Origin of the sequence: Marinimicrobium sp. UBA4209 (assembly GCF_002381585.1) — a bacterium.
Taxonomy (GTDB): Bacteria; Pseudomonadota; Gammaproteobacteria; order Pseudomonadales; family Cellvibrionaceae; genus Marinimicrobium; species Marinimicrobium koreense.
This window is the reverse complement of record NZ_DFTP01000078.1, coordinates 400-24,579: the sequence shown is the minus strand read 5'-3', so window position 1 is coordinate 24,579 and position 24,180 is coordinate 400. Positions and strand designations below refer to the sequence as shown.

The window sequence follows — 24,180 nt, the reverse complement described above, 5'->3', positions numbered from 1 at the left end:
ACTGCGATTTATACCAAGTGAGGTCAGGCGGGTCAAGAAGACAATGTTAGCTTTGTGCGATTACTTCAAGGATTGAACGTTATTTAACCAAACCTGACCCGAACCGGGTATCAACGCCCTATTTTGTTACCCGGACACCAGCCCGAAGGCTGGCCCGGTTGTTACCAATGGAAACTTCCCTTTCGCCTCAATGGGTGCTGATACGATTACCGCAATCATCCTGCTGAGCCTTTTTTTCCAACGCCTGATACTCTTCATCAGACAGCGGCTTGGGCATGGACTGCAGCGCAATCTGTAACACATCATCGATCCACTGTACCGGTTTGATGGTCAGGTCTTCTTTAATGTTATCGGGAATTTCTTTCAGATCACGCTCATTTTCCTGCGGAATAATGACCGTCTTGATACCTCCACGATGAGCCGCTAGAAGCTTTTCTTTCAGGCCACCAATCCTCAGCACTTCACCCCGCAAGGTAATTTCACCGGTCATCGCCACATCCGCGCGTACGGGGATACTGGTCAACACCGACACCAGGGCGGTGCACATCGCAATACCAGCACTGGGGCCATCTTTCGGGGTCGCCCCTTCCGGAACGTGAATGTGAACATCCATTTTCTCGTGATAATCGGGCGCAATCCCCAGCACCTGGGCACGCGAACGAACCACGGTGAGGGCTGCCTGAATAGATTCCTGCATGACATCCCCCAGAGAACCCGTCTTGATGACCCGGCCCTTGCCTTTGACCGCCGATGACTCGATCGTAAGCAACTCACCACCGACCTGGGTCCAGGCCAGACCGGTCACCTGGCCGATCTGGTTTTTATCTTCAGCCCGACCGAAGTCAAACTTCCGAACCCCCAGGTAATCTTCCAGTACAGCCGAATCAACCACATCTTCGCGCACGGTTTTGTCCTTCACATGGCGGGTGACCACCTTGCGGCACACCTTGGCGATTTCCCGTTCCAGACCACGCACCCCGGCTTCGCGTGTGTAGTACCGGACGATGTCGCGAATGGCTTCATCGGCAATGGTCAACTCGCCTTCTTTGAGGCCATTGGTCTTCATCTGCTTCGGGATCAGGTAACGAAGCGCAATGTTGAGCTTTTCATCCTCGGTGTACCCCGGAATCCGGATAACCTCCATGCGATCCAGGAGCGGACCGGGAATGTTCATCGAGTTGGAGGTGCAGACGAACATGACATCCGACAGATCGTAATCCACTTCCAGGTAATGATCGTTGAAGTGATTGTTCTGCTCCGGGTCCAACACCTCTAACAGCGCCGACGCCGGATCACCCCGGTTATCCATCCCCATCTTGTCGACTTCGTCCAACAGGAAGAGCGGATTTTTTACCCCGACCTTCGCCATTTTCTGTACCAGCTTGCCGGGCAGAGAGCCGATGTAGGTGCGGCGGTGACCGCGAATTTCCGCCTCGTCTCTCACCCCACCTAGCGCCATCCGGATGAATTTGCGATTGGTGGCCCGGGCAATGGATTCTCCCAGGGAGGTTTTACCCACACCGGGCGGACCAACCAGACACAGAATCGGGCCTTTGATTTTGTTTACCCGCTTCTGAACCGCCAGATATTCAAGAATGCGCTCCTTGACCTCTTCCAGGCCAAAGTGGTCTTTCTCCAGCACATCTTCAGCCCGCTGCAAGTCGTGACGGACTTTACTGCGTTTTTTCCAGGGTACCTTCAGCATCCAGTCGATATAGGCTCGCAACACCGAAGCTTCCGCCGACATCGGGGACATCATGCGCAACTTGTTCAGCTCGGCACGGGTTTTTTCCTCAGCCTCCTTGGGCATACCCACTTGCTCGATTTTCTTCTCGAGCTCGTCGATTTCATTGCCCTCATCTCCCATGTCACCAAGCTCTTTCTGAATGGCTTTCATCTGCTCATTCAGGTAATACTCGCGCTGGCTCTTTTCCATCTGCTGCTTGACGCGCCCGCGGATTTTTTTCTCGACCTGAAACAGATCAATTTCCGCCTCCATCAACCCCAGTAGATGTTCGATGCGCTCGCGCACCGAGACCATTTCCAGAATGGCCTGCTTCTGCCCCAGCTCGAGGGTCATGTGCGCCGCCACGGTATCGGCCAGGCGGCCGGGCTCGTCAATCCCGCTGAGCGAGGTCATCACTTCCGAGGGTACTTTTTTGCTCAGGGTGACGTATTGCTCAAACTGGTTGATGGTTGAATTGATCAGGGCATCCGCTTGGTGCCCCGTCAGGGTTTCCTCTTCCAGCAAATTCACTCTGGCGCGAAAATGTTTATCAATGACTTCGACATTTTCGATCGCGGCACGCTCGCCGCCTTCCACCAGCACTTTCACCGTGCCGTCAGGCAATTTCAAAAGCTGGAGAATTGTGGCAACGGTACCGACGCCGTACAGGTCCTCTGCTTTGGGGTCATCGTCACCGGGGTTTTTCTGGGCTACCAGTAATACTTGTTTGTCGCTGGACATGGCGCTTTCAAGCGCCTCGATGGACTTGTCACGGCCCACGAACAGGGGAATCACCATGTGGGGATACACCACGACGTCACGCAGCGGCAACAGCGGAATATCACTGACTTGGGTGGGAATGGGCTTGTCTTGTTGATCCATCTGGGTCGGTCCTCATAGTGGAAGGCCAGAAACTGCTTGTCGCGAAAGAGCGACACACTAAAAGATTGGGGGCTACCCCGCCGGATTACAAGTTTTTGACGGTAAAAAACCGCAAAGAGCGCCCATAAGGCGCTCTTTGCGGTTTAACCACGATACTGCAACCGCGTTCAGTCGCCCTTGGCTACCTTCGCTGGCGCCTCGCTCTGCTCATAGACCAGCAGGGGTTCCGACTCGCCTTTAATAACAGAGTCATCGACAATGACTTTCACGACACCTTCTTCGGAGGGAATCTTGTACATGGTGTCCAGCAGTACCGCCTCCATGATGGAGCGCAGCCCTCGAGCACCGGTCTTGCGGTCCATGGCTTTCTGGGCCACCGCCTCAAGCGCGTCACGGCGGAAATCAATGTCAACCCCTTCCATTTCAAACAGTCGCTGGTACTGCTTGGTCAGGGAGTTCTTGGGTTCGGTCAGAATCTGAACCAACGCCTCTTTGTCGAGCTCATCGAGGGTGGCAATGACCGGCAGACGACCGACGAACTCGGGAATCAGACCGTACTGAACCAGATCCTCAGGCTCGAGTTGATGCAGGATTTCGCCAAACTTGCGCTTGTCGTCCTTGCTTTTGACTTCCGCTCCAAAACCGATTCCACCTTTCTCAGAGCGGTCGCGAATCACCTTGTCCAACCCGGCAAAGGCACCACCACAGATGAACAGGATATTTTTGGTGTCAACCTGCAGGAACTCCTGCTGTGGGTGCTTACGCCCACCCTGCGGCGGTACGGAAGCCACCGTACCTTCAATCAATTTGAGCAGCGCCTGTTGAACGCCCTCCCCTGACACATCACGGGTGATCGAGGGGTTATCTGACTTGCGGGAAATCTTGTCGATTTCATCGATGTAGACAATACCCTGCTGGGCCTTGTCGACGTCGTAATCACATTTCTGCAACAGCTTCTGGATGATGTTTTCGACGTCTTCGCCCACGTAACCAGCCTCGGTCAACGTGGTCGCATCCGCAATGGTAAAGGGAACATCGAGAAGGCGTGCCAGCGTTTCTGCCAGCAGCGTTTTACCACTACCGGTCGGCCCCACCAGCAGAATATTACTCTTGCCGAGCTCGATCGGGTCCTTGCCCTTGTCGCCAACCCGCAGACGCTTGTAGTGGTTGTACACCGCCACAGCCAACACTTTCTTGGCACGCTTCTGGCCAATGACGTACTCATCCAGAATCGACGAGATTTCACTCGGCGTGGGCAGGTGTTCAGAGGGGCCTTCGGCCGCCGCTTCCTGAATCTCCTCGCGGATGATGTCATTACACAGATCGACACACTCGTCGCAGATGAACACCGAGGGACCGGCGATCAGCTTGCGCACTTCGTGCTGGCTCTTACCGCAGAACGAGCAATACAGCAGTTTGCCGTTCTTGTCGCCACTGTCTTTGGTGTGATCGGTCATTAAACCACTCCGTCTTAAACGCTTATAGGGGTAAAGATGCAACCTTTTACCCGGAATTTCAAGCTGGATTCGCCTGTTCGGCCTCCAGACTCAATGAAGTATACGCGCCGGGCACCGTTTGGATGCCCGGGCGTGCTGGCGTCAGCTTATTCAGCGCCTCCGCGGCGGCTGACCACGCTGTCCACCAGACCGTATTCGACCGACTTCTGGGCACTCATGAAGTTGTCCCGCTCGGTATCCAGCGCAATCTTCTCCACCGACTGACCGGTGTGATGGGCCATCAGCTCATTCAGACGCTCGCGGATACTCAGAATCTCCCGAGCCTGAATGTGGATGTCCGACGCCTGACCCTGGGCTCCACCACTGGGCTGGTGGATCATGACCCGGGAGTTGGGCAGACAGAACCGCTTGCCCTTCGCGCCGGCGGTCAGCAGGAATGCGCCCATGCTGCACGCCTGGCCGATGCACATGGTGCTGACATCGGGCTTGATGAACTGCATGGTGTCATAAATGGCCATACCAGCGGTCACCGAGCCACCGGGAGAGTTAATGTAGAGGTGAATATCCTTGTCGGGGTTCTCGGCTTCCAGGAACAGGAGCTGAGCCACCACCAGGTTCGCCATATAGTCTTCGACCTGTCCCACCAGAAAGATCACCCGCTCTTTGAGCAGGCGGGAATAGATATCGTAGGAGCGCTCTCCACGGGCGGTCTGCTCCACCACCATGGGAATCAAGCCGGATGCCATAACGTCAGGTACCTGTTTGGAGAATTCGTTCGACATAAAAACCGTATGTCCTTCTATTGACTACCGCGGCTCGACTGGACGGAACCGCTGAAAATGGTAGGGAAAGCTTAACCTGAGAAACGCTGATATGCCAGCATAAGGAGACTTCGGCGGGGAGAATGGCCACAAACTGTCCAGTTTGTGGCCATTTTGTACAATTATTGCTGCTTTTGACGGGTAACGATGTCGTCGTAACTGCTGGACTCATCGGTCACTTTGGCTTTATCCAGGATAAAGTCCACCACCTGGTCTTCCAGGGCCGCCGACTCAACACTGGACAGCAACTGACGGTTCTCGTAGTAGTAATTGACGACCGCCTCGGGCTCCTCGTACGTAGAGGCCAGCTCTTCCACCATTTCACGGACGCGATCGGCATCCACTTTGATCTGGTTTTCCTTGACGATTTCACCCACGACCAAGCCCAGGGCGACGCGGCGCTCCGCATCTTCCTGGAACATGGTGTCCGGGAGCAAAGATTTGACGTCAAAGTTCTGCTGCTGACCACCGAAGCGCTGCATCATCTGCTGACGCAGGGTTTCGATTTCACTGCTGACCAGAGCCTTGGGCAGGTCGGGCTTATGGGTTTCCAGCAGCGCGTCCATGACCTGGTTCTTGGTCTTGGCCTTGATGGCGTTCTTGAGCTCGCGGGCCATATTGGCCTTCACTTCCTTGCGGAACTGAGGCTTACCGCCCTTCTCGACGCCGAACTTGGCGTAGAAATCTTTATCCAGCTCGGGCAGCTCTTTCTCGGAAACGCTGTTGACGGTCACCTTGAACTCAACCGCGGCGCCGCGGAGCTCTTCCGCCTGATAGTCTTCCGGAAAGGTCAGCTCGAGGGTTTTCTCGTCACCGGCCTTCAGACCAACCAGGCCGTCTTCAAAGCCGGGAATCATGGAGCCGGAACCCAGCACCAGATTCTGTCCTTCCGCACTGCCACCCTCGAAGGCTTCACCATCGCGGGTGCCGACGAAATCGATATTGACCTGGTCGCCGTCTTGGGCGGCCCGATCCACTTCTTTCCAGCTGGCCTGGTGCTCACGCAGCACATCGATCATATTGTCGACGTCTTCTGCCGTCACATCTGCCTTGTAGCGAGTCACTTCAATTTTGGAGAAGTCGCCCAGCTCAACGGAGGGGTACACCTCAAAGGTGGCCACATACTCCAGGTCCTTGCCCTCTTCGAACTGCTTGGGCTCGATGGACGGCTGACCCGCCGGCTTGACGTCTTCTTTACGCACGGCTTCATAGAAGCTGCGGTTGATGACATCACCCAGCACTTCCTGACGAACACCGTCGCCATAGCGCTGCTTGACCACTTTCATGGGTACTTTGCCCTTGCGGAAGCCGTTGATACGAATGTTCTTGGCAGCCTGCTGCAAGCGCTTCTGCACTTCGCTATCGACTTCTGCGGCGGGGACTCCCACCGTCAGGCGACGCTCCAGACCGGACGTTGTCTCTATGGAAACCTGCATTCTCTTCCTCTATACGCTATTCGCATCGGGGGGCCAATGCCGTTAAGGGTGACTCATGAATGATCTTAAATTGGTGCGGTCGGAGAGACTCGAACTCTCACACCTCTCGGCACCAGAACCTAAATCTGGCGTGTCTACCAATTCCACCACGACCGCTTTCACTGCCGACGCACCTGGCTTGCGGCGCGACAGGCAAACTTCACAGAACCGCCAAGCCACTGATTTTTATGAATTTTTAACAAAAATCAGCCCTTCGGCCGGCGTGAAGGCAGGAGATTGTGCCACAAGCCCCGGAAGGGTTCAATAAGCGCGCTCAGAGCTGCTCGATGCGGTAACCCGCCTGGCGGAGGTTATCGACCAGACCATCGGGACCAATCAGGTGACCAATACCGACCACCAGAAATACCCGTTGCTGGGCGGAGAGGTAGGATTCCACGGCACTGGCCATGGCTTCATTGCGGGTTTTGAACACTCGCTGATAGAGGGTGCGACTGAAATGATCCTCGCGATCAAACGCCCCGAGGATGACCGACTCCAGGTCCGAGCGATCCCCTTCCCGCCAGGCCCGCGCCATTCTCCGCAACTGCGGCCCGGTGGCCTCGAGGTCCTCCAGAGTATGCTCCAGAAAAGCGCTCTGCTCCACTTCCGTCATACCGGCAAACAGGGACAATTGCTGCTCCAGGGTTTCAAGAGGCTCTACCGGCTTGTCCCCCCGGGCCAGATCGAGAAAGTAGCGGTCGACGCCCTGCCCGGCTCGGTAATCGCTGCGGGCCACCTGAAGATTGACCAGTTGCAGCGCCGCCAACCAGGGCCGCAGATGCACAATGGACTCGGTCTGCAGGCCCAACCGCTGACTGGCCTGACTCAACTGCTCCCACAGTGCCGGCGCGATGCGCTCGGACAGTTGAACGCCAGAGGGATAGCGCCCCATTCGCGCCAGAGTGGCGTGCATACGGTCGGGGCCGACCTGGGAGACATCGAGTTCGACCGCGAGCAGATCCGAGTCGCGGTAGGCATCGAGCACTTTATCGGGGAGAGGAAAAAAGCTGTCATCGCCGAAGTGCAGCGCTCCGAAGAGGTACACGGGCTCCGGCTGATCCGGGTGCTGAACCCGCCACAGGAGAGGGCGTGAAGGAGCCTCAACCATGGCCATTGGGCTCGCTTCGGTAAGCGCGTCGTGAATGCGGGCCCTCTCGGCCTGCAGCGCTCCCGACCAGAGCGTCGCGACGAACAGGAGCATTAGCGACGCCAACGCACTCCGCAGCCCTTCGAAGAAGGGACGGGCGCCGCTCAGCCTGTTCGCGGGTGCCAGAGCACCGAATCTATTGACCACCAAACGCACTCCGCCGTCATCAGAGAGTCACAATGACGACGGAGTCTAGCAGAACCTGCACGAAAATCGACCCCTTTAGAGGGCGCTCAATTGATTCGCTCAATTACGGTGCTAATCCCCTGCCCCAGACCGATGCACATGGTGGCCACGCCCAAGGTCATATCCTGCTCCGTCATGGCGGTGAGCAGAGAGCCGGTGATGCGGGTGCCGGAGCAACCAAAGGGGTGCCCCAGGGCGATGGCACCACCATTGAGGTTCACCCGCTGATCCATATCGTCCAGCAGTTGAAGATCCTTGAGCACGGGCAGCGCCTGAGCGGCGAACGCTTCATTGAGCTCCACGCACTCCACGTCTTCCATGGTCAGATTGGCGCTGTCCAGCGCCTTTTGGGTGGCCGGAACCGGCCCGTACCCCATGATGGAAGGGTCCACGCCCGCCAGCCCCATAGACACCACCCGGGCCAGCGGCTTGAGCCCCAGAGCCTGGGCCCGCTCCGCGGACATGACCACCATGGCCGAGGCGCCGTCGGACAGTTGCGACGAAGTGCCAGCCGTGACCTGACCATTCTTGGGATCGAACACCGGGCGCAACTGCGCCAGCCCCTCTACGGTGGTGTCCGGACGAATCGTCTCGTCTTCCGCCACCATGATCGGAAAGCCCTCTTCAGTGTGCCCCGCCACGGGGACAATTTCCCGGGTAAAGCTTCCACGCGCCCGGGCGGCCGCCGCCCGCTGATGCGAGCGGGCGCCAAACTCATCCATCTGCGAGCGGGTGATGCCGTGAAGGCGCGCCAGGTATTCGGCGGTAACGCCCATATTTCCCGCCGCCTTGGCCACCGAAAGCCCTAACAGAGGGTTCGGATCAATGGCCTCGTACATCGGCAGGTGCCCCAAGTGCTCTACCCCACCAATCAGGTAAACATCCCCCAGGCCGGCGCGTATATTGGCGGTCGCGGTATGCAGTGCCGCCATGGAAGAACCACACAGACGATTGACGGTTTGCGCCGGTACCGAGTGAGGCAAACCGGCCCGCAGCCAGATATTCCGGGCAATATTGAAGGCCTGCTCTTCGCGCTGCAGCACACAGCCCCAGATGAAGTCATCGACCGACGCCGGCTCCAGGGCCGGGTTGCGGGACAAGAGCGCCTGGATCAGACTGGCGGATATATCATCCGCCCGACTGAAACGGAAACAGCCGTTTTTGGACCGCCCCATGGCGCTGCGGGCGTAATCGACAATAACCGCGTCTCGGTGATGCAAGGTCATTGGGCACCTCCCTGAGAGGGAACAACAGGATAGAAAGGCTCGCCGCTCTCGATTCGGCGCAAAAGCCCATCGGGTAGATGGTACAGCGGGGTCAGGTCAGCCCAGGGTTCCGCCATGGCGCGGAAAGCGTCGAGGCCAACGGCATCGACCCAGCGCAGCGCTCCGCCACGAAAGGGAGGGAAGCCGGTTCCGTACACCATGGCCATATCGGCTTCGGCGGGCGAGGCGACAATCCCCTCATCGAGGCAACGAACCAGCTCGGTGACCATCGGCACCATCATTCGGGCCACAATGGCTTCATCCGACAGGTCGGTATTGTCCATCGGCTCCAGAGACTCCCGGGCCTGGGGGCTCGACTGTTTTTGCGGCCGCCCTTTGCGATCGTCACTGTAATCGTAAAAACCGCCCGCGCTCTTCTGCCCCAACCGCCCGCTGTCAAACAGCACTTCGGTACAGGAGGTGAAATCGCGCTGAAGTCGATCCGGATAGGCGTCGGCCATCACCTGCTCGGCGTGAATGGCCGTATCCAGTCCCACCACATCCAGCAGATAGGCGGGCCCCATCGGCCAACCCCAGCGCTCCATGACCCGATCAATCCGCTCGTAATCGACGCCGTCGCGCACCAGTAGCGCGAAACCCGCGAAATAGGGGAACAGCACGCGATTGACCAGAAAACCCGGACAATCATTGACCACAACGGGTTTTTTGCCCAACTGATTGGCATAGGCGACCGTTCGGGCAATGGCCCGATCGGAGGTTTTCTCACCCCGGATGATCTCCACTAACGGCATGGCATGCACGGGATTGAAAAAGTGCATCCCACAGAAATTCTCTGGCCGGCTCAGCGCTTCGGCCAGCGTGGTGATGGAAATGGTCGATGTATTCGAGGCCAGGATGGTGGACTCGGCCACCGCCCGCTCCGTTTCGGCGAGCACCGACTGTTTGACTTTGGTATTTTCCACGACCGCTTCGACCACCATATCCACATCGTCGAATCCGTCGTACCCCAGGGTCGGCTCAATCCGGTTCAGCGCCTCGCCCATGGCACTGGCGGTCATGCGACCTTTCTCGACACGCTTGACCAACAGCCGGTTGGCTTCTTCCAGCCCCTGCTCCAAGCCTTTGCGGGCGATGTCTTTCATTTTGATCGGCACCCCCTTGAGTGCCGACTGGTAGGCAATGCCGCCGCCCATGATCCCGGCGCCCAGGACCGCCGCGCGCGAGACACCCTGTTTGTCCTCGGCCTGCCAGCGCTTGGCGTTTCGAGCCAACAACTGATCATTGATAAAGATACCCACCAGAGCCTGGGCCACGGTTGTGGTCGCCAGGCGGGCAAAGGTGTCGGCCTCGATTGCCAGTGCCGCCTCACGGCCCTCGCCCGCCGCTTTTTCCATAACCTCGATGGCCGCCACTGGCGCTGGGTAGTGGCGCCCCGCCTGGGCGGCCACCACGGCCTTTGCCGTTTCAAACGCCATGGCGGCTTCAATCCGATTGTGCTTGAGAGGCGCGGTTTTGGCGGCTCGACGGGCGGCATAGTCAAACCGACCCTCATGACATTCTTTCAGGACATGCAAACCCGCCTCCCGCAGTTTGCCGCTCTCCACAACGGCGTCCACCACACCGGCTTTCAGCGCGGCTTTGCCATCCCACTGTCGGCCACTGGCAATCCACTCCGCAGCGGTATCCACGCCCACCAGCCGGGGCAACCGGACCGTGCCACCCCACCCCGGGATAATGCCCAACTGGGTTTCGGGAAGTCCGATCCGGGCCGAGGGCGTCATTACCCGATAATCGCAGGCCAGACACAGCTCCAGGCCACCGCCCAGCGCATAGCCGTCAATCGTTATGGCCACGGGAACCGGGAGATCTTCGAGGCGATTGAAGTTGCGGTTGTTGCTCGCCAGATAATCCTTCACGGCCTGCTCGCCGGAGGCAAAAAATCCCTGGAACTCGCCGATATCCGCACCGACCATCAGTGCCGGCTTGGCGCTGCTGATCAACAGCCCTTTCAACTCCGAGGGCGTCGCCGCGGCAAGCGCATCAAGCGCTTCGCTTAATTCAACAACGGTCTGCCGGCCGAATTTGTTGACCGACTCACCTTGCAGATCGAACACCAGCTCGGCGATACCGTCATCGAGCATGACAAGCTTCAATGTGTGTCCCTGATACATACCTACAGTCTCTATTGGTCGTGGTCGAAAGGTGTGGTCGGAGTCAACGGCACTGGACAATCCGCCCCGCGGGCCACTACCGCGATGGCCGGCACCGAGCCGGTATTGCGCACACGGAACCACTGCCCCTGGGGCAGTTGGCAGCCATCGCCCTCGTTCAAAGTGTAGCAGCGAACCCCCAGAGTCAACTCTAGACGGCCCGACAGCAACCAACCGGATCGCGCTGAGGACAGTTGCCAGGGCTCGGCCCCCGTGTCTGCGCCGGGAGCAAACTGCAGGCGTTCAAGTGACAGGGAGTGACAGTCAGATCGGGGGAAGCGCTCTATCACCAACCCCAACTCGGGGTGTTCTGAGCGAATCACCTGATCGCGGGTCAGGACGATGCCCAAGGGGGCTCGGGTGTCCAATGCGAAAAATTGCGCCAGAGAGAGGGGGATGGCGTCGAGCAGCTTTGCCAGAGACCCCACCGAAGGGCTGATCTGGCCCTGTTCGATCAGGGAAATATTGCTGTTGGTCACACCGGCGCGACGGGCCAATTCGCGCTGGGACAGCCCGTTCAGCTCCCGCACCAGGCGAAGCCTTTCTCCCAGCGCGATAGCTTCGGGGTCACGATCCGTCTGACTCACTCTACCACCCTGCCCGGAATGTGACGGTCAGCGACCGAGGAGCCGTTGCTGGTCGGCCGGAGGGAGGTTTTCGACGACTCGTTCGTAGGAGTGATCGATCAGTTCCAGGATCAGATCCTCGGGCACACTGCCATCCAGAATCACACTATTCCAGTGGACTTTATTCATACGATGACCCGGCTGAATGGCCGGATAGGTATCCCGAAGTTCCTGGGCCCGATTCGGCTCACACTTCAGGTTGATGTAAGGCACGCCATCTTCTCCCTCGGCGAGGGTCGCAAACAGTTTATGGCACACTTTGAAAGACGCCACGCCCGGTCCTGCCGGTTGCAGTTCTACCGCTTCAGGTTTCGCCAATATGCTGGCCTTAGCACTTTCGTAATCCATTGATTTTGCCTCACACAAGGTAGTCGGTTAATTTTACAAAACCATAGTCTAACAGCTTAAAAGGAGGTTCGGCGATAATCACGATACTCCGGTTCCCAGAAGTTGCTCGCAATTTTCTGATCCATTACCTCCTCCGGTACCGGCATGGCAACACCGTCTTCAACCGCCTGCCGGAAGACCGCCCGGGCAATCACCTGGCTCACCGAGCGGATCTCACCCAGCGGAGGCAGCAGTGCTCCCTGGCCGGTTTTTACCATCGGAGAACTCTCGGCCAATGCCCGACTGGCCGCGACCATCATATTGTCGGTAATCCGTGACGCTTTTGCGGCCACAACCCCCAGCCCGACCCCGGGAAAGATGTAGCTGTTATTGCACTGGGCAATCTCGTGACGCTGCCCCGCCATATCCACCGGCTTGAAGGGACTGCCAGTCGCAACGATAGCCTTGCCGCTGGTCCAGCGGAGAATATCTACCGGCTGGGCTTCCACCTGGGAGGTCGGGTTCGACAGCGGTAGCACCACCGGCCGCTCACAATGAGCCTGCATGGCTTCAATAACCGCCTTGGTAAACAGCCCCGGCTGACCGGACACACCGACCAGCACCGTCGGGTTGGCGTTGCGTACCACATCCAACAGACTGATCTGGTCGGGATTTTTGCTATTGGACAGATCCCAATCGGCGACCTGCTCATCCGGAACGCACAGCGGCTTCTGGAAGCTGCGCACATTCTCCGACCCCGAGCGCAACAGACCGGAACGGTTCAGCATGTAGATCCGACCACGGGCCTGCGCCTCGCTCAAACCTTCCTGCATCATCAGGACAATGATCTGTTCCGCGATCCCGCACCCGGCGGAGCCAGCACCGGCAAACACAAACGTCTGCTTGGCAAGGGACTCGCCCTTGGCCTTACAGGCCGCCAGTAGCGTGCCCACGGTCACCGACGCGGTGCCCTGGATATCATCGTTGAAACAGCAGATTCGGTCCTTGTAATGCTCGAGCAACGGCGTCGCGTTGCCCTGGGCAAAATCCTCGAACTGGATCAGGGCATCGGGCCAGCGCACGCGCGCCGCTTCGATAAATTGATCCACAAACGCATAGTACTCATCGCCGGTGATGCGCTCGTGACGCCATCCCATGTACATGGGGTCGTTGATCAGGGACTGATTATTACAGCCCACATCCAGAACAACCGGCAAGGTGTAGGCCGGACTGATACCACCGCAGGCGGTATAAAGTGCCAACTTGCCGATCGGAATCCCCATTCCACCAATACCCTGATCGCCCAGGCCGAGGATACGCTCACCGTCGGTGACCACGATCACTTTGACCTTCTGCTTGGTGGCATTTTGCAGCATGTCATCCATGCGCTCCCGGTCGGGATAAGTGATGAACAGGCCGCGCTTGCGGCGATAGATTTTGGAAAATTGCTGACAGGCCTGGCCCACCGTCGGCGTGTAAATCAGCGGCATCACCTCTTCCAGGTGATCCACGACCAACCGAAAATACAATGTCTCGTTGGTATCCTGAATATTGCGCAGGTAAATGTGCTTGTCAATGTCGTTATGAAACGAGCACAATTGCTCGTAGGCGCGCGCCTTTTGCTCTTCAATCGTTTCAATACTGTAGGGCAGCAGACCTTCCAGATTGAAGTGTTGACGTTCCTGGGTGCTGAAGGCGCTACCCTTGTTTAACAGTGGGGCTTCCAACAAAGCCGGACCCGCGAACGGAAGATAAATGGGGCGTTTTTTCACCATGACACCTGCAACGATTATCAAAGAAACAAATGTTAACACAGACCCGGACACGGAGCAGGCCACCGCTTGCACAACCAGGACGGGTCTCGGCCTTAAGGTACTTTTGACCGGATCCCTGGTGGTCACTCTGACCGCCTGTCAGGGAGGGTCCGCGAACGAGCAGCCGGCCCCGGCACTACCGGAAGATCTGACCACGTGCCCGCAAGAGCGACCCGACGTCTGCACCCAGCAGTATGATCCGGTTTGCGGCTATTTCCAGCTTGCTCCAAAAGACGACGGGGTGACATCAAGCAAAGAGTGGGCGACAGAAACGTCGGCGGGCGCCGGTCAGAAACGCACGTTCGGCAATGCCTGTAGCGCGTGTGCGAAAGACGGGGTGATCGGTTTCGTAGAAGGAGAGTGCCGCTCGCCGTCGTCTGAGTGACTCAGCGATCGGCGGCGCTATCGTCGAGCAGGTTTTCAATAACCCGCACCATATTGTCATTGGCGCTTTTCTGTGCGCGGGCGCTCGTGGTTTTGAGTGCGTTGACTTTCCAGCGAGCCAAAAACCCCTGCACGCCAAACACCCACATCTGGGCCGAGACCCGAGTGCCCTCTTCACAGGCCGAGCAGGTCAATGCGACTCGGGCCCGATCCCAGGGCATTGGCCCTTCTTTGGCAGAAAGAGGTGTATCGTTCTCAAGAGCGGTGTACTGATAGTCGTAAACCAGACGCTCCGGCGAGCACACTTCGATCAGCTCCAACCGGGTACGATATGCATAATCGGCCTCGGGCACACTGATCCAGTACACCTTGCCCGGCGCGATGGAGCTGTCGTCGGTTGTAAGATGCGCACCATAAAATTCGGGCAGCTGCATCAGATAGCGTTGGAAGTCGCTGAGACAGGAAAACACGTCGGTCAGTGGCCGCCGAATCAGATACTCGGTATCAAAAAAAAGCATTGCGCTCGCCCTGCCCTCAGGGCTGTCGAGTCGCGCGCAGCAACTCGGTACCGTCGGCATCTTTCAGAACCAACACATCGGACCCGGTCAACTGGACGGCGATGGCCTGAGGCAAGAGTTCAAACATCCGCGCCTCCTGTGCCATCACCGGCGCAGCGCAAGCCATCCGGGTGCTGCCCAGAGACGAGTCGATACGCAGCCCGGATTCGTCGTACTGATAGACACCAAAGAAGCGATTGCAGCCACCGTTTCCGGTAAGCCGCGGCGGCTCAGAAAACTCGACAAACGCATGACTCGAGGAGTCCAGATCATCACCGCTCAGCGCCACGACCCGCCAGCTGCCCTGAAACTCCGACAGCGCTGGGCCCGTCTGCTGTTCAGCCGGCGTGCGAAATGACTGGCAGGCAGTGACGGATGACAACGCCAGCGCCATCAATGCCAGCGTTTTGAAGGCGCGCATTGTCCGGCGCATCAGCGACGGAACCCCGGGGGCAACTGGCCGCCGCCGGCACCGGGCATACCGCCGCCACCGCCCATCATGCCACCCATGCCGCGCATCATCTTGTTCATGCCGCCGCCTTTCATTTTTTTCATCATTTTGGACATCTGCTTATACTGCTTCAGCAACCGGTTGAGGTCCTGAATCTGGGTGCCCGACCCCATGGTGATCCGACGCTTGCGAGAGCCGCTGAGCAGGTCCGGATTGCGGCGCTCGAAGGGCGTCATGGAATCGATGATGGTTTCCATGACTTTGAACTGGGAGGTCAGGTTATTCTGTTGCGCCAGCTGGGCCATATTGCCCATGCCGGGCAGCTTCTCCATCATGGAGCCCAGGCCACCCATGCTCTGCATCTGCTGGAGCTGATCCCGCAAATCTTCCAGGTCGAAACGCTGACCCTTTTTGACCTTTTTGACCAGCTTGTCCGCCTTGTCCTTATCAATTTTCTGCTCGGCCTGTTCGATCAGCGACATCAGGTCGCCCATGCCGAGAATACGCGAGGCAATACGGTCCGGGTGGAACGGCTCGAGCGCATCCACTTTCTCACCCGTGCCGAGGAACTTGATCGGTTTGCCGGTTACCTGACGGACCGAGAGCGCTGCACCGCCGCGCGCATCGCCGTCGGCTTTGGTCAGCACCACACCCGTCAATGGCAGCGCCTCATTGAACGCCTTGGCCGTGTTGACCGCATCCTGACCGATCATGGCGTCGATCACAAAGAGGGTCTCGGCCGGATTGACGGCCTTGTGCAACGCCTGAATCTCTTCCATCAGGGTATCGTCAATATGCAACCGGCCCGCGGTGTCAACAATGACCACGTCCGCGAACTGCTTGCGCGCGTGTGCGATCGCGGCATCGGCAATCGCCACCGGCTTCTGTTCGGCGGTGGAGGGGAAAAAGTCCACGCCCACTTCTTCGGCCAGGGTTTCCAACTGCTTGATGGCCGCGGGACGGTAAACGTCGGCACTGACCACCAGCACCTTTTTCTTTTCCCGCTCTTTGAGGTAGCGAGCCAGCTTGGCCACAGAGGTGGTTTTACCGGCCCCCTGAAGGCCCGCCATCAGGATCACCGCCGGAGGCTTGACCGCCAGATCGAGAGTCTCGTTGGCAGCCCCCATCACGGACACCAGCTCTTCCTGGACGATCTTCAGGAATTGCTCGCCCGGGTTGAGCGCCTTGCTGATTTGCTGTCCCAGCGCCTTGCTACGGACCTGGGCGACGAAGGTCTTCACAACCGGCAGCGCAACATCCGCCTCCAACAGCGCTTTGCGCACCTCCCGCAGGGTGTCTTTGATATTATCTTCGGTCAGCCGGGCCTTGCCGGTCACCCGGCGCAGACTATCGGATAAGCGATCACTCAGCGTATTGAACATGGTTACTCTCGACAGCAGATCAATGATGGGCGCGATTATACCCCCAAAGGTGGGGCCCGGGTCCAGCCGATGGGGCCGACGAGGCCCAGCCCCCGGCTGACGGGAGAATGAGAAGCCTTCCGCTTCTCTTTGACGACACCTTGTGACACACTGCTACCCACCGGAAACCACTGGATATCAACGCTCATACGAGGACGCCCCCTGACTATGACCACCCTGCTCCTCAACAGCCTGGCGGCGGCACTGTACCTGCTCACCGGAGCCTATCTGATCTGGACCCTGCTTCAGGGCCGGGAGCCCCACCGCCGCCACCTGCTTATTGCGGTCGCCGTGGCACTGGTCGTCCATGGCATCGGGGTTTATCAACTGGTCGCGCTACCACGGGCTATCGAACTGGGCTTTTTCCGGGTCTCCTCGCTACTGTTCTGGGTCATCAACGCCGTGGTCCTGCTGAGCAGCCTGCGCAAACCCCTGCACAATCTGTTCATTCTGCTATTGCCGCTGTCCGCCCTGGGCATCATCGCCTCGTTACTGGGGCGCAATGCGTCGGGGCACCCACTGGTGCTCGATTACACCCTGGCCAGTCATGTGCTCCTGTCGATTCTGGCCTACAGCCTTCTGACCATCGCCACCCTGCAGGCGCTGCTTCTGGCCTGGCAGAATCACCAACTGAAGCACCGCCACCCCACCGGCCGGGTGCGCCTGCTCCCGCCGCTGCAGACCATGGAGGCCCTGCTGTTCGAGTTGCTCTGGGCCGGTCACCTGGCGCTGACCCTGTCGATCATTTCCGGCTTTGTGTTTCTTGACGACCTCTTTGCCCAGCACCTGGCCCACAAGACGGTGTTCTCACTCGCCGCCTGGGTCATCTACAGCGTGCTACTTGGAGGCCGTCACTACCTGGGCTGGCGGGGCTATACCGCCATCCGCTGGACGCTGGGCGGCTTTCTGCTGCTGATGCTGGCGTATTTTGGTAGCAAGTTGGTGTTGGAGCTGATTCTCGGGGCCGTCTGACTATTGATTCGGGGGGAGTTCTGCTTCAAGATACCCGGCCTCGCAGCAGAATGGGCATAAGTCGCCTTGAACGAAGCACCGCTAGAAATACTGTTTGCCGCGCTCATCGGACTGTTGGTCCTCTCCGCGTTCTTCTCCAGCTCGGAAACCGGGATGATGTCCATCAACCGGTACCGCCTGAAGCACCTGACCAAAAAAGGTGATCATCGGGCGATTCGCGTGACTGGCCTTCTGAAGACTCCCGACAAGTTGATCGGCCTGATTCTGATCGGCAACAACCTGGTCAATATTTTTGCCGCCTCCATCGCCACCGTCATCGGTGTTCGCCTCTACGGCGATGCCGGTATTGCCGCTGCGGGCCTGATCCTGACCTTTGTCATGCTGGTGTTTGCGGAAGTCACACCCAAGACCCTCGCCGCCCTGTATCCCGAGCGTTTCGCCTTTTTTTCCAGCTGGTTCCTCAAGCCTCTGTCTGTGGTGCTCGCGCCCGCCGTCTATCTGGTGAACGGCATCTCCAAGAGCATTTCGCGGGTATTCGGCATCCATAAAGCGCACAGCGGCGTGGAGCATCTCAACCCCGAGGAGTTGAGAACCGTGGTCGATGAAGCCGGAGACCTGATCCCCGATCAGCATCAGGGGATGCTCTTGAATATTCTCGACCTGGAAAAGTCCACGGTTGAAGACATCATGATCCCCCGCAACGAGGTCGAAGGCCTGGACCTGACGCTACCCGTGGCCGACCTGCTGGAACAGATTCGCACCAGTGAGTACACCCGCCTGCCCCTGTTTGAAGGGGACATCAATAACGTGGTCGGTATTCTGCACCTGCGCAATGCGGCCCGCTTCATTCGCGGTACGGATGACAGTGTCACTCTCGATGATATTCGCCAGTTTGCGAACGAGCCCTATTTCGTCCCGGAAGCAACACCGTTGCACACCCAACTGCTGAACTTCCAGCAACAGAAGTGCCGCATGGCATTAGTGGTTGACGAGTACGGCGAGGTACAGGGACTGGTGACGCTGGAGGATCTTCTGGAGGAAATCGTCGGCGACTTCACCACCAATTCCGCCGAGGAATCCGATGAGGATATTCAGCCCCAGGATGACGGCACCTACCTGATTGACGGCGGCACTTTCATTCGGGACATCAATCGCGCTTTGGATTGGGACTTACCGCAGGACGGACCCAAGACGCTGAACGGTCTGGCGATGGAATACCTTGAAAGTATTCCGGACGCGCATATCGGCTTTGCGATTGACGGTTACCAGTTTGAGACCCGGGAACTGACGGACAAAATGATTTCCTGGCTTCGGGTCAAGCGCGTCCCCGCCACCAACTGACCACGCACTAGCGCTGGCGGCGCTCCCGCCAGCGGCGCACCCTGAACAGCACAAAGCCCAGGATGGCCGCGGCAATAATCAGCCCCGCCAGTAGAACCGCTGCCACCCACAGCGTGTTGGCCAGGTCCTGCAGACTCACCCCCCATCCGTACACCGCCAACGCCAGAAACGCGGCGCAGGCCAGAAGGCTGACCCACAGGGTGCGGTACCGACGGTAGGTGGCTCGAAAAGACTTCATAGTTTACCTCTGCTGGCGCTTCGTTCCGGACGATGGGACAGGACTTATTCCCGGCGCCATTGGGTTCCACTGGGTGAGTCCAGAAGCACCACTCCCTGCGCCTGAAGCTGGTCGCGGATTTCATCCGCCCGGGCAAAATTCTTCGCCTTCTTGGCATCAGCACGCTCGGCAATCAGCGCTTCAACCTGCTCGGCACCGATCGCATCGGCACCACCGGCCTGTAGAAACCGATCCGGCTGATCCTGCAGCAGTCCGAACACAGCGCCCAGCGCCTTCAGCTCGGCGGCCATGGCCCGCGCCTTGTCGGAGTCGGACTCACTGTTCAGATCGCGAACCAGATCGTACATGACGGCTAACGCCAGGCGGGTGTTGAAATCATCGTTCATCGCCGAAACGAAGTCCCGATAATAAGCACTGCCTTCCAGATCCTCCATCGAGGCGGGCTCAACCTCCGCGTAATCACGCAGTGCGCCATAGAAGCGCTCCAGCCCGGTGCGCGCCTCGACCAGACTGTCCTCGGAATAATTGATCGGACTGCGGTAGTGACTGCCAATCAACAGATAGCGGACCACCTCCGGGTGATACTTCTCCAGCACATCGCGGATGGTAAAGAAGTTGCCCAGGGACTTGGACATTTTTTCACCGTCCACCCGTAAGGCACCGGCATGAATCCAGTAATTCACGTAGTGGCAACCGTTGGCGGCTTCGCTTTGGGCGATTTCATTTTCGTGGTGCGGAAACGGCAGATCGGGGCCACCGCCGTGAATATCGAAATGCTCACCCAGGCAGTGTTTACTCATGGCTGAGCACTCAATATGCCAGCCCGGACGACCTCGCCCCCAGGGTGAATCCCATCCGGCCTCATCGGCCTCGGCGTGTTTCCACAGAGCAAAATCACGCGGGTCTTCTTTGGCCTCATCCACATCAATGCGGGCACCGGCGAGCAGCTCGTCGGGATTCTTGTTGCTCAGCCGCCCGTAGTCCTTGAATCGGCTCACCCGATAATAGACATCACCGTTGCTCGCCGCGTAAGCAAAATCCTTGTCAATCAGGGTCTGCACCATGGCGAGAATATCGTCGATATGAGCGGTTGCCCGTGGCTCGACATCGGGAGGAACAATACCCAGCTTGGCCTCGTCTTCGTGAGCGGCATCGATGAACCGGGAGGTAAGACTCTGATAGGGCTCACCGTTCTCCTCCGCCCGCCGCAATATCTTGTCATCGATATCGGTCAGATTGCGGACGTAGGTCAGATCCCAACCCTGACTGCGCAGAAAGCGGGCAATCACATCAAACACCACCAGCACACGAGCGTGCCCGAGGTGGCAGTAGTCATACACCGTCACCCCACAGACATACATGGAAATTTTGCCCGGCTGAATGGGTTGAAAGGCTTCTTTCTGTCGCGTCAGCGTGTTGTACAGATGCAGAGTCATAGTGAATTACTGTTGATCCATTTTGGCCCAGGTGTCGCGCAACTCGATGGTGCGGTTGAACACGGGCTTGTCGATGGTGGAATACTTGCTGTCCAGGCAGAAATAGCCGGAGCGCTCAAACTGAAAATGGTTACCCACTTTGGCTCCCGCCAGGCTGATCTCCGCCTTGCAGTTTTCCAGAATTTTGAGACTGTCCGGGTTGATCGCCTGCAGGAAGTCTTTGCCGCCCGAATCCGGTGACGGGTCGCTGAACAGACGGTCGTACAGGCGGACTTCGCAGTTGAGGTGATGGGTGGCCGACACCCAGTGGATTACGCCTTTGGGTTTGACGCCGTCCTGCGGGTCTTTACCCAGTGTATCCTCGATGATGCGCGCCCGAACCTCGATCACTTCGCCTTCATCGTTCTTGATGGCTTCATCGGCCTCAATCACATACGCATTGCGCAAGCGCACACGCTTGCCCAGCACCAACCGCTTGTACTTCTTGTTGGCTTCCTCGCGGAAGTCATCCTGTTCAATGTATAGCGTATGGGTAAACGGCAATACACGCTCACTGAAGTCATCCCGGTTCGGATGCCCTGGCGCGCGCATTTCCTCGATGCGATCCGACGGGTAGTTGGTCAATGTCACCTTCAGCGGGTGCAATACACACATGGCGCGCGGCGCGTTCTTGTCCAGATGATCACGCACGGCATACTCGAGCATGCCGACATCCACGACACTATCGGACCGGGTAACGCCAATCGCGGTGCAGAAATTACGCAGTGCTTCCGGCGGGTAGCCGCGCCGACGCATACCGGAAATGGTGGGCATGCGAGGGTCGTCCCAACCATCAACATGCCCTTCATCCACCAGCTGTTTCAGTTTGCGCTTGCTGGTGATGGTGTAATTCACATTGAGGCGCGCGAACTCGTACTGTCGGGGTCTGGCGGGCACCGGGAGATTCTCGATAAACCAGTCATACAAAGGCCGGTGATCTTCGAATTCGAGGGTGCAAATGGAATGGGTAATCCCTTCCAGGGCGTCACTCTGCCCATGAGCGAAATCGTAGGACGGATAGATGCTCCAGGTGTCCCCGGTGTGGTGATGGCGCGCCTTTTTAATGCGGTAAATGATCGGATCGCGCAAATTCATGTTTGGCGCCGCCATATCAATTCTGGCACGCAGTACACACTCACCTTCCGCGAATTCACCGCGACGCATTTTTTCAAAGCGCTCCAGGTTCTCCTCTACGGAGCGATCCCGATAGGGGCTGTTGCGGCCGGGCTCGGTGAGCGTGCCGCGATACTCGCGCGCCTGATCCGGACTCAGGTCACAGACATAGGCCTTGCCTTCACGAATCAGGTGCAGCGCCCAGTCGTAAAGATTCTGGAAATAGTCGGAGGTATAGCGAACCGGGCCGCCCCATTCAAAACCGAGCCACTGGACATCCGCCTTGATCGCGTTGACATACTCTTCGTTTTCTTTTTCCGGGTTAGTATCGTCGAAACGCAGATGACAGACACCGCCAAACTCCTCCGCCATACCGAAGTTCAGGCAGATGGATTTCGCATGTCCGATGTGAAGATAGCCGTTGGGCTCCGGGGGGAACCGGGTCACCACCTGTTGCACCTGGCCCGATTCAATATCCTTGCGGATGATCTGCTGAATAAAATGCAGGGGCTTTTCCGGTGCGCGGTTTTCTGCAGTACCCGCAGTGTCTTTGGTGTCTTTGCCCGTGGCGGGCGAATGATCGCTCATACGACTTGCGTTCCCATTGGTCTCGGTTGAATTCGAGTGTCCCGAAGATTGCGAAAGCCCGGTAAAACGGGCTATCAGATTGGTTTGAAAAGCGGCCTATTGTAAACACTCCCCCCGGTTTTTCCTAGCGAACCGGTGCCCCACCGCTCCCGGAATGTCAGGATCAGGGCGCGGCCTGCAAGGAGGAGCGGTAATCTTCCCGTCGCTGCAATTGATATTCGCGCACCGCTTTGTTGTGAGCCTCCAGGGTGTCAGAAAACACATGGGTACCATCGCCCTTGGCCACAAAATAGAGTGCCGTTCCAGGCGCCGGATTGACCGCCGCCGCCAGGGCTTCGCGCCCGGGCAGCGCGATCGGGGTGGGAGGAAGGCCGGAGTTGGTGTAGGTGTTGTAGGGCGTCGGCGCTCTCAGATCCCGGCGGGTCAGCCGCCCTTCGTACCGATCCCCCATACCATAGATCACGGTGGGATCCGTCTGCAGACGCATCCCACGGTTCAGGCGGCGTACAAACACCCCGGCAATCTCTTCCCGCTCCCAGGGCGCCCCGGTTTCCCGCTCGATGAGTGACGCCATGATCAATGCCTCATAGGGCGTCTCATAGGGCAGGCCGTCGGCCCGCTGCGACCACACCCGCTCAAGTTCCTCACGCATGATCCGATGCGCTCTGCGCAACAGCTCAACGTCGCTGGTGCCCCGAGCAAACCGGTAGGTGTCCGGAAAAAACCAGCCCTCAGGATGCGCCACATCCAGCTCGAGGCGTGCCATTTGCTGCTCGCGGCTCAGCCCCTTGAGCTCCGCGACAATGGTATCCTCGCTGTGCAGTGCGGCCAGGGCCTGAGCAAAGGTCCAACCCTCAATCAGGGTCACCTGATGAAGAACAACCTCACCTGCATTGAGTTGCTCCAGCAACGTGCGGGGGGTCAACCCGGGGCGAAGGTGGTACTCGCCCGCATGAACCCCGGTCTGCTCAGTCAGTCGCGCATACAATCGCAGCGCCCGGGGATGACGCAGAATGCCCTGGGCGCCAAGCTCTGATGTCAGATGGCTCAGCGTCTCCCCCCGGGTGAGCTCCTGGCGCAGGCCATTCTCCGGCAATGCCAGCGGGCTGTTCAGCCAGTGGTACCCGTAAGCGGCAAGCCCGCCGGCGAGCAGCACACCCAAAATAATCAGTTTCCCCAACAGCCGCTTCACGGCACCTCCTTCAGATTTCTGTTATCGGCCAGCCAATGCTCAAAGCAGCTCTGTAATTGCCGGGTCTGAGGGCCGACCGTCCAAGTTTCGCCACCGGGCGCCAACCCGGTCACAGGCCAGATGCCAAACACGCTATTGCAGATAAACCATTCCCGGGCCCCGATCAGAGCCTCACGGGTCACCTGGCCCTCCTGAACCACCAGGTCCAGCTGTGGCCCCAGGACCTCCATGATCAGGCGACGCATGACACCGGCCACACCATTACGGTCCAGGCGCGGGGTCCACCAGCCATCTTCCAGGCGGACGAAGACGTTACTCAAGGTGCCCTCGATGATATACCCCGCCGCATCGCTCAGCAGCCCCTCAGGGTATTCGTCGTCCCATTCCATTCGGGCCAGCACATACTCCAGGCGATTCAGGTGCTTCATGCCGGCCAATACCGGATTATCCCCCAGACGGTGACGACACTCGTGGAGCACCACACCGTCCCCACCCTTCTGCCAGGCGGGTGAGACGCCGGGACGCAATTGCCAGCAATAACTGATCTGCGG

The 24,180-nt window shown here is 58.4% G+C and carries 20 protein-coding genes and 1 tRNA gene; 2 read left to right on the top strand and 19 right to left on the bottom strand.

Annotation, left to right across the window (positions count from 1 at the left end):
* Window positions 1–187: 187 nt before the first annotated feature.
* The 14 genes from lon to ffh all read right to left on the bottom strand — a co-directional run bounded on the left by lon (window position 188) and on the right by ffh (window position 16,671).
* On the bottom strand, window positions 188–2,608 hold the full coding sequence (gene lon, locus B3187_RS11730) for an endopeptidase La (RefSeq protein ID WP_024460228.1): 2,421 nt from the start codon (window positions 2,606–2,608) through the stop codon (window positions 188–190).
* Window positions 2,609–2,775: 167 nt separating this feature from the next.
* Window positions 2,776–4,065: an ATP-dependent Clp protease ATP-binding subunit ClpX gene (gene clpX / locus B3187_RS11725; RefSeq protein ID WP_123637408.1), complete on the bottom strand. Its 1,290-nt coding sequence runs from the start codon at window positions 4,063–4,065 to the stop codon at window positions 2,776–2,778.
* Between the two features lie 146 nt (window positions 4,066–4,211).
* Complete coding sequence (gene clpP, locus B3187_RS11720; protein ID WP_123637409.1) at window positions 4,212–4,847, bottom strand: ATP-dependent Clp endopeptidase proteolytic subunit ClpP; 636 nt, start codon at window positions 4,845–4,847, stop codon at window positions 4,212–4,214.
* A 161-nt stretch (window positions 4,848–5,008) separates the two neighbouring features.
* Entirely contained in the window at window positions 5,009–6,322 is a 1,314-nt protein-coding gene (gene tig / locus B3187_RS11715; protein ID WP_024460231.1) for a trigger factor, read from the bottom strand.
* Between the two features lie 71 nt (window positions 6,323–6,393).
* Window positions 6,394–6,478, bottom strand: a tRNA-Leu gene (locus tag B3187_RS11710).
* A 157-nt stretch (window positions 6,479–6,635) separates the two neighbouring features.
* Window positions 6,636–7,562: a TraB/GumN family protein gene (locus tag B3187_RS11705; protein ID WP_286806637.1), complete on the bottom strand. Its 927-nt coding sequence runs from the start codon at window positions 7,560–7,562 to the stop codon at window positions 6,636–6,638.
* A gap of 179 nt (window positions 7,563–7,741) precedes the next feature.
* Window positions 7,742–8,920 (bottom strand): acetyl-CoA C-acyltransferase FadA, encoded by a 1,179-nt coding sequence (fadA, locus tag B3187_RS11700; protein ID WP_123637411.1) that lies wholly within the window; start codon window positions 8,918–8,920, stop codon window positions 7,742–7,744.
* Window positions 8,917–11,091: a fatty acid oxidation complex subunit alpha FadB gene (gene fadB / locus B3187_RS11695; protein ID WP_286806633.1), complete on the bottom strand. Its 2,175-nt coding sequence runs from the start codon at window positions 11,089–11,091 to the stop codon at window positions 8,917–8,919. The genes fadA and fadB overlap by 4 nt, the downstream gene beginning before the upstream one ends.
* A gap of 11 nt (window positions 11,092–11,102) precedes the next feature.
* Window positions 11,103–11,717 carry a helix-turn-helix domain-containing protein gene (locus B3187_RS11690; protein ID WP_286806631.1) on the bottom strand — a complete coding sequence of 205 codons (615 nt, stop codon included), beginning with the start codon at window positions 11,715–11,717 and terminating at the stop codon, window positions 11,103–11,105.
* 27 nt (window positions 11,718–11,744) lie between these two features.
* Complete coding sequence (locus B3187_RS11685; RefSeq protein ID WP_123637414.1) at window positions 11,745–12,104, bottom strand: MmcQ/YjbR family DNA-binding protein; 360 nt, start codon at window positions 12,102–12,104, stop codon at window positions 11,745–11,747.
* A 56-nt stretch (window positions 12,105–12,160) separates the two neighbouring features.
* Window positions 12,161–13,858 (bottom strand): NAD-dependent malic enzyme, encoded by a 1,698-nt coding sequence (locus tag B3187_RS11680; RefSeq protein WP_286806628.1) that lies wholly within the window; start codon window positions 13,856–13,858, stop codon window positions 12,161–12,163.
* A 425-nt stretch (window positions 13,859–14,283) separates the two neighbouring features.
* The gene (locus B3187_RS11675) at window positions 14,284–14,799 is read right to left on the bottom strand and encodes a hypothetical protein (RefSeq protein WP_123637416.1); all 516 of its coding nucleotides are present in this window, start codon (window positions 14,797–14,799) and stop codon (window positions 14,284–14,286) included.
* 16 nt (window positions 14,800–14,815) lie between these two features.
* Complete coding sequence (locus tag B3187_RS11670; RefSeq protein ID WP_286806625.1) at window positions 14,816–15,259, bottom strand: META domain-containing protein; 444 nt, start codon at window positions 15,257–15,259, stop codon at window positions 14,816–14,818.
* An 11-nt stretch (window positions 15,260–15,270) separates the two neighbouring features.
* Window positions 15,271–16,671, bottom strand: a complete 1,401-nt coding sequence (ffh, locus tag B3187_RS11665) for a signal recognition particle protein (RefSeq protein ID WP_286806623.1) — start codon at window positions 16,669–16,671, stop codon at window positions 15,271–15,273.
* A 207-nt stretch (window positions 16,672–16,878) separates the two neighbouring features.
* Between ffh and B3187_RS11660 the strand changes: the two genes are divergently transcribed.
* A complete protein-coding gene (locus B3187_RS11660) occupies window positions 16,879–17,682 on the top strand; it encodes a cytochrome C assembly family protein (protein ID WP_123637419.1) in 804 nt (267 codons plus the stop codon).
* Between the two features lie 66 nt (window positions 17,683–17,748).
* Complete coding sequence (locus B3187_RS11655) at window positions 17,749–19,023, top strand: HlyC/CorC family transporter (protein ID WP_024460243.1); 1,275 nt, start codon at window positions 17,749–17,751, stop codon at window positions 19,021–19,023.
* A gap of 7 nt (window positions 19,024–19,030) precedes the next feature.
* Here B3187_RS11655 and B3187_RS11650 read toward each other — a convergent pair whose 3' ends face one another.
* The 5 genes from B3187_RS11650 to B3187_RS11630 all read right to left on the bottom strand — a co-directional run.
* A complete protein-coding gene (locus B3187_RS11650) occupies window positions 19,031–19,261 on the bottom strand; it encodes a hypothetical protein (RefSeq protein ID WP_024460244.1) in 231 nt (76 codons plus the stop codon).
* 44 nt (window positions 19,262–19,305) lie between these two features.
* Window positions 19,306–20,697 (bottom strand): cysteine--tRNA ligase, encoded by a 1,392-nt coding sequence (gene cysS, locus B3187_RS11645; protein WP_286806618.1) that lies wholly within the window; start codon window positions 20,695–20,697, stop codon window positions 19,306–19,308.
* 6 nt (window positions 20,698–20,703) lie between these two features.
* On the bottom strand, window positions 20,704–22,437 hold the full coding sequence (locus B3187_RS11640; RefSeq protein ID WP_286806617.1) for a glutamine--tRNA ligase/YqeY domain fusion protein: 1,734 nt from the start codon (window positions 22,435–22,437) through the stop codon (window positions 20,704–20,706).
* Window positions 22,438–22,600: 163 nt separating this feature from the next.
* On the bottom strand, window positions 22,601–23,629 hold the full coding sequence (gene mltG / locus B3187_RS11635; protein WP_286806615.1) for an endolytic transglycosylase MltG: 1,029 nt from the start codon (window positions 23,627–23,629) through the stop codon (window positions 22,601–22,603).
* On the bottom strand, window positions 23,626–24,180 hold a 555-nt coding region (locus B3187_RS11630), incomplete at its 5' end, for an aminotransferase class IV (protein WP_286806613.1). The genes mltG and B3187_RS11630, both read right to left, overlap by 4 nt.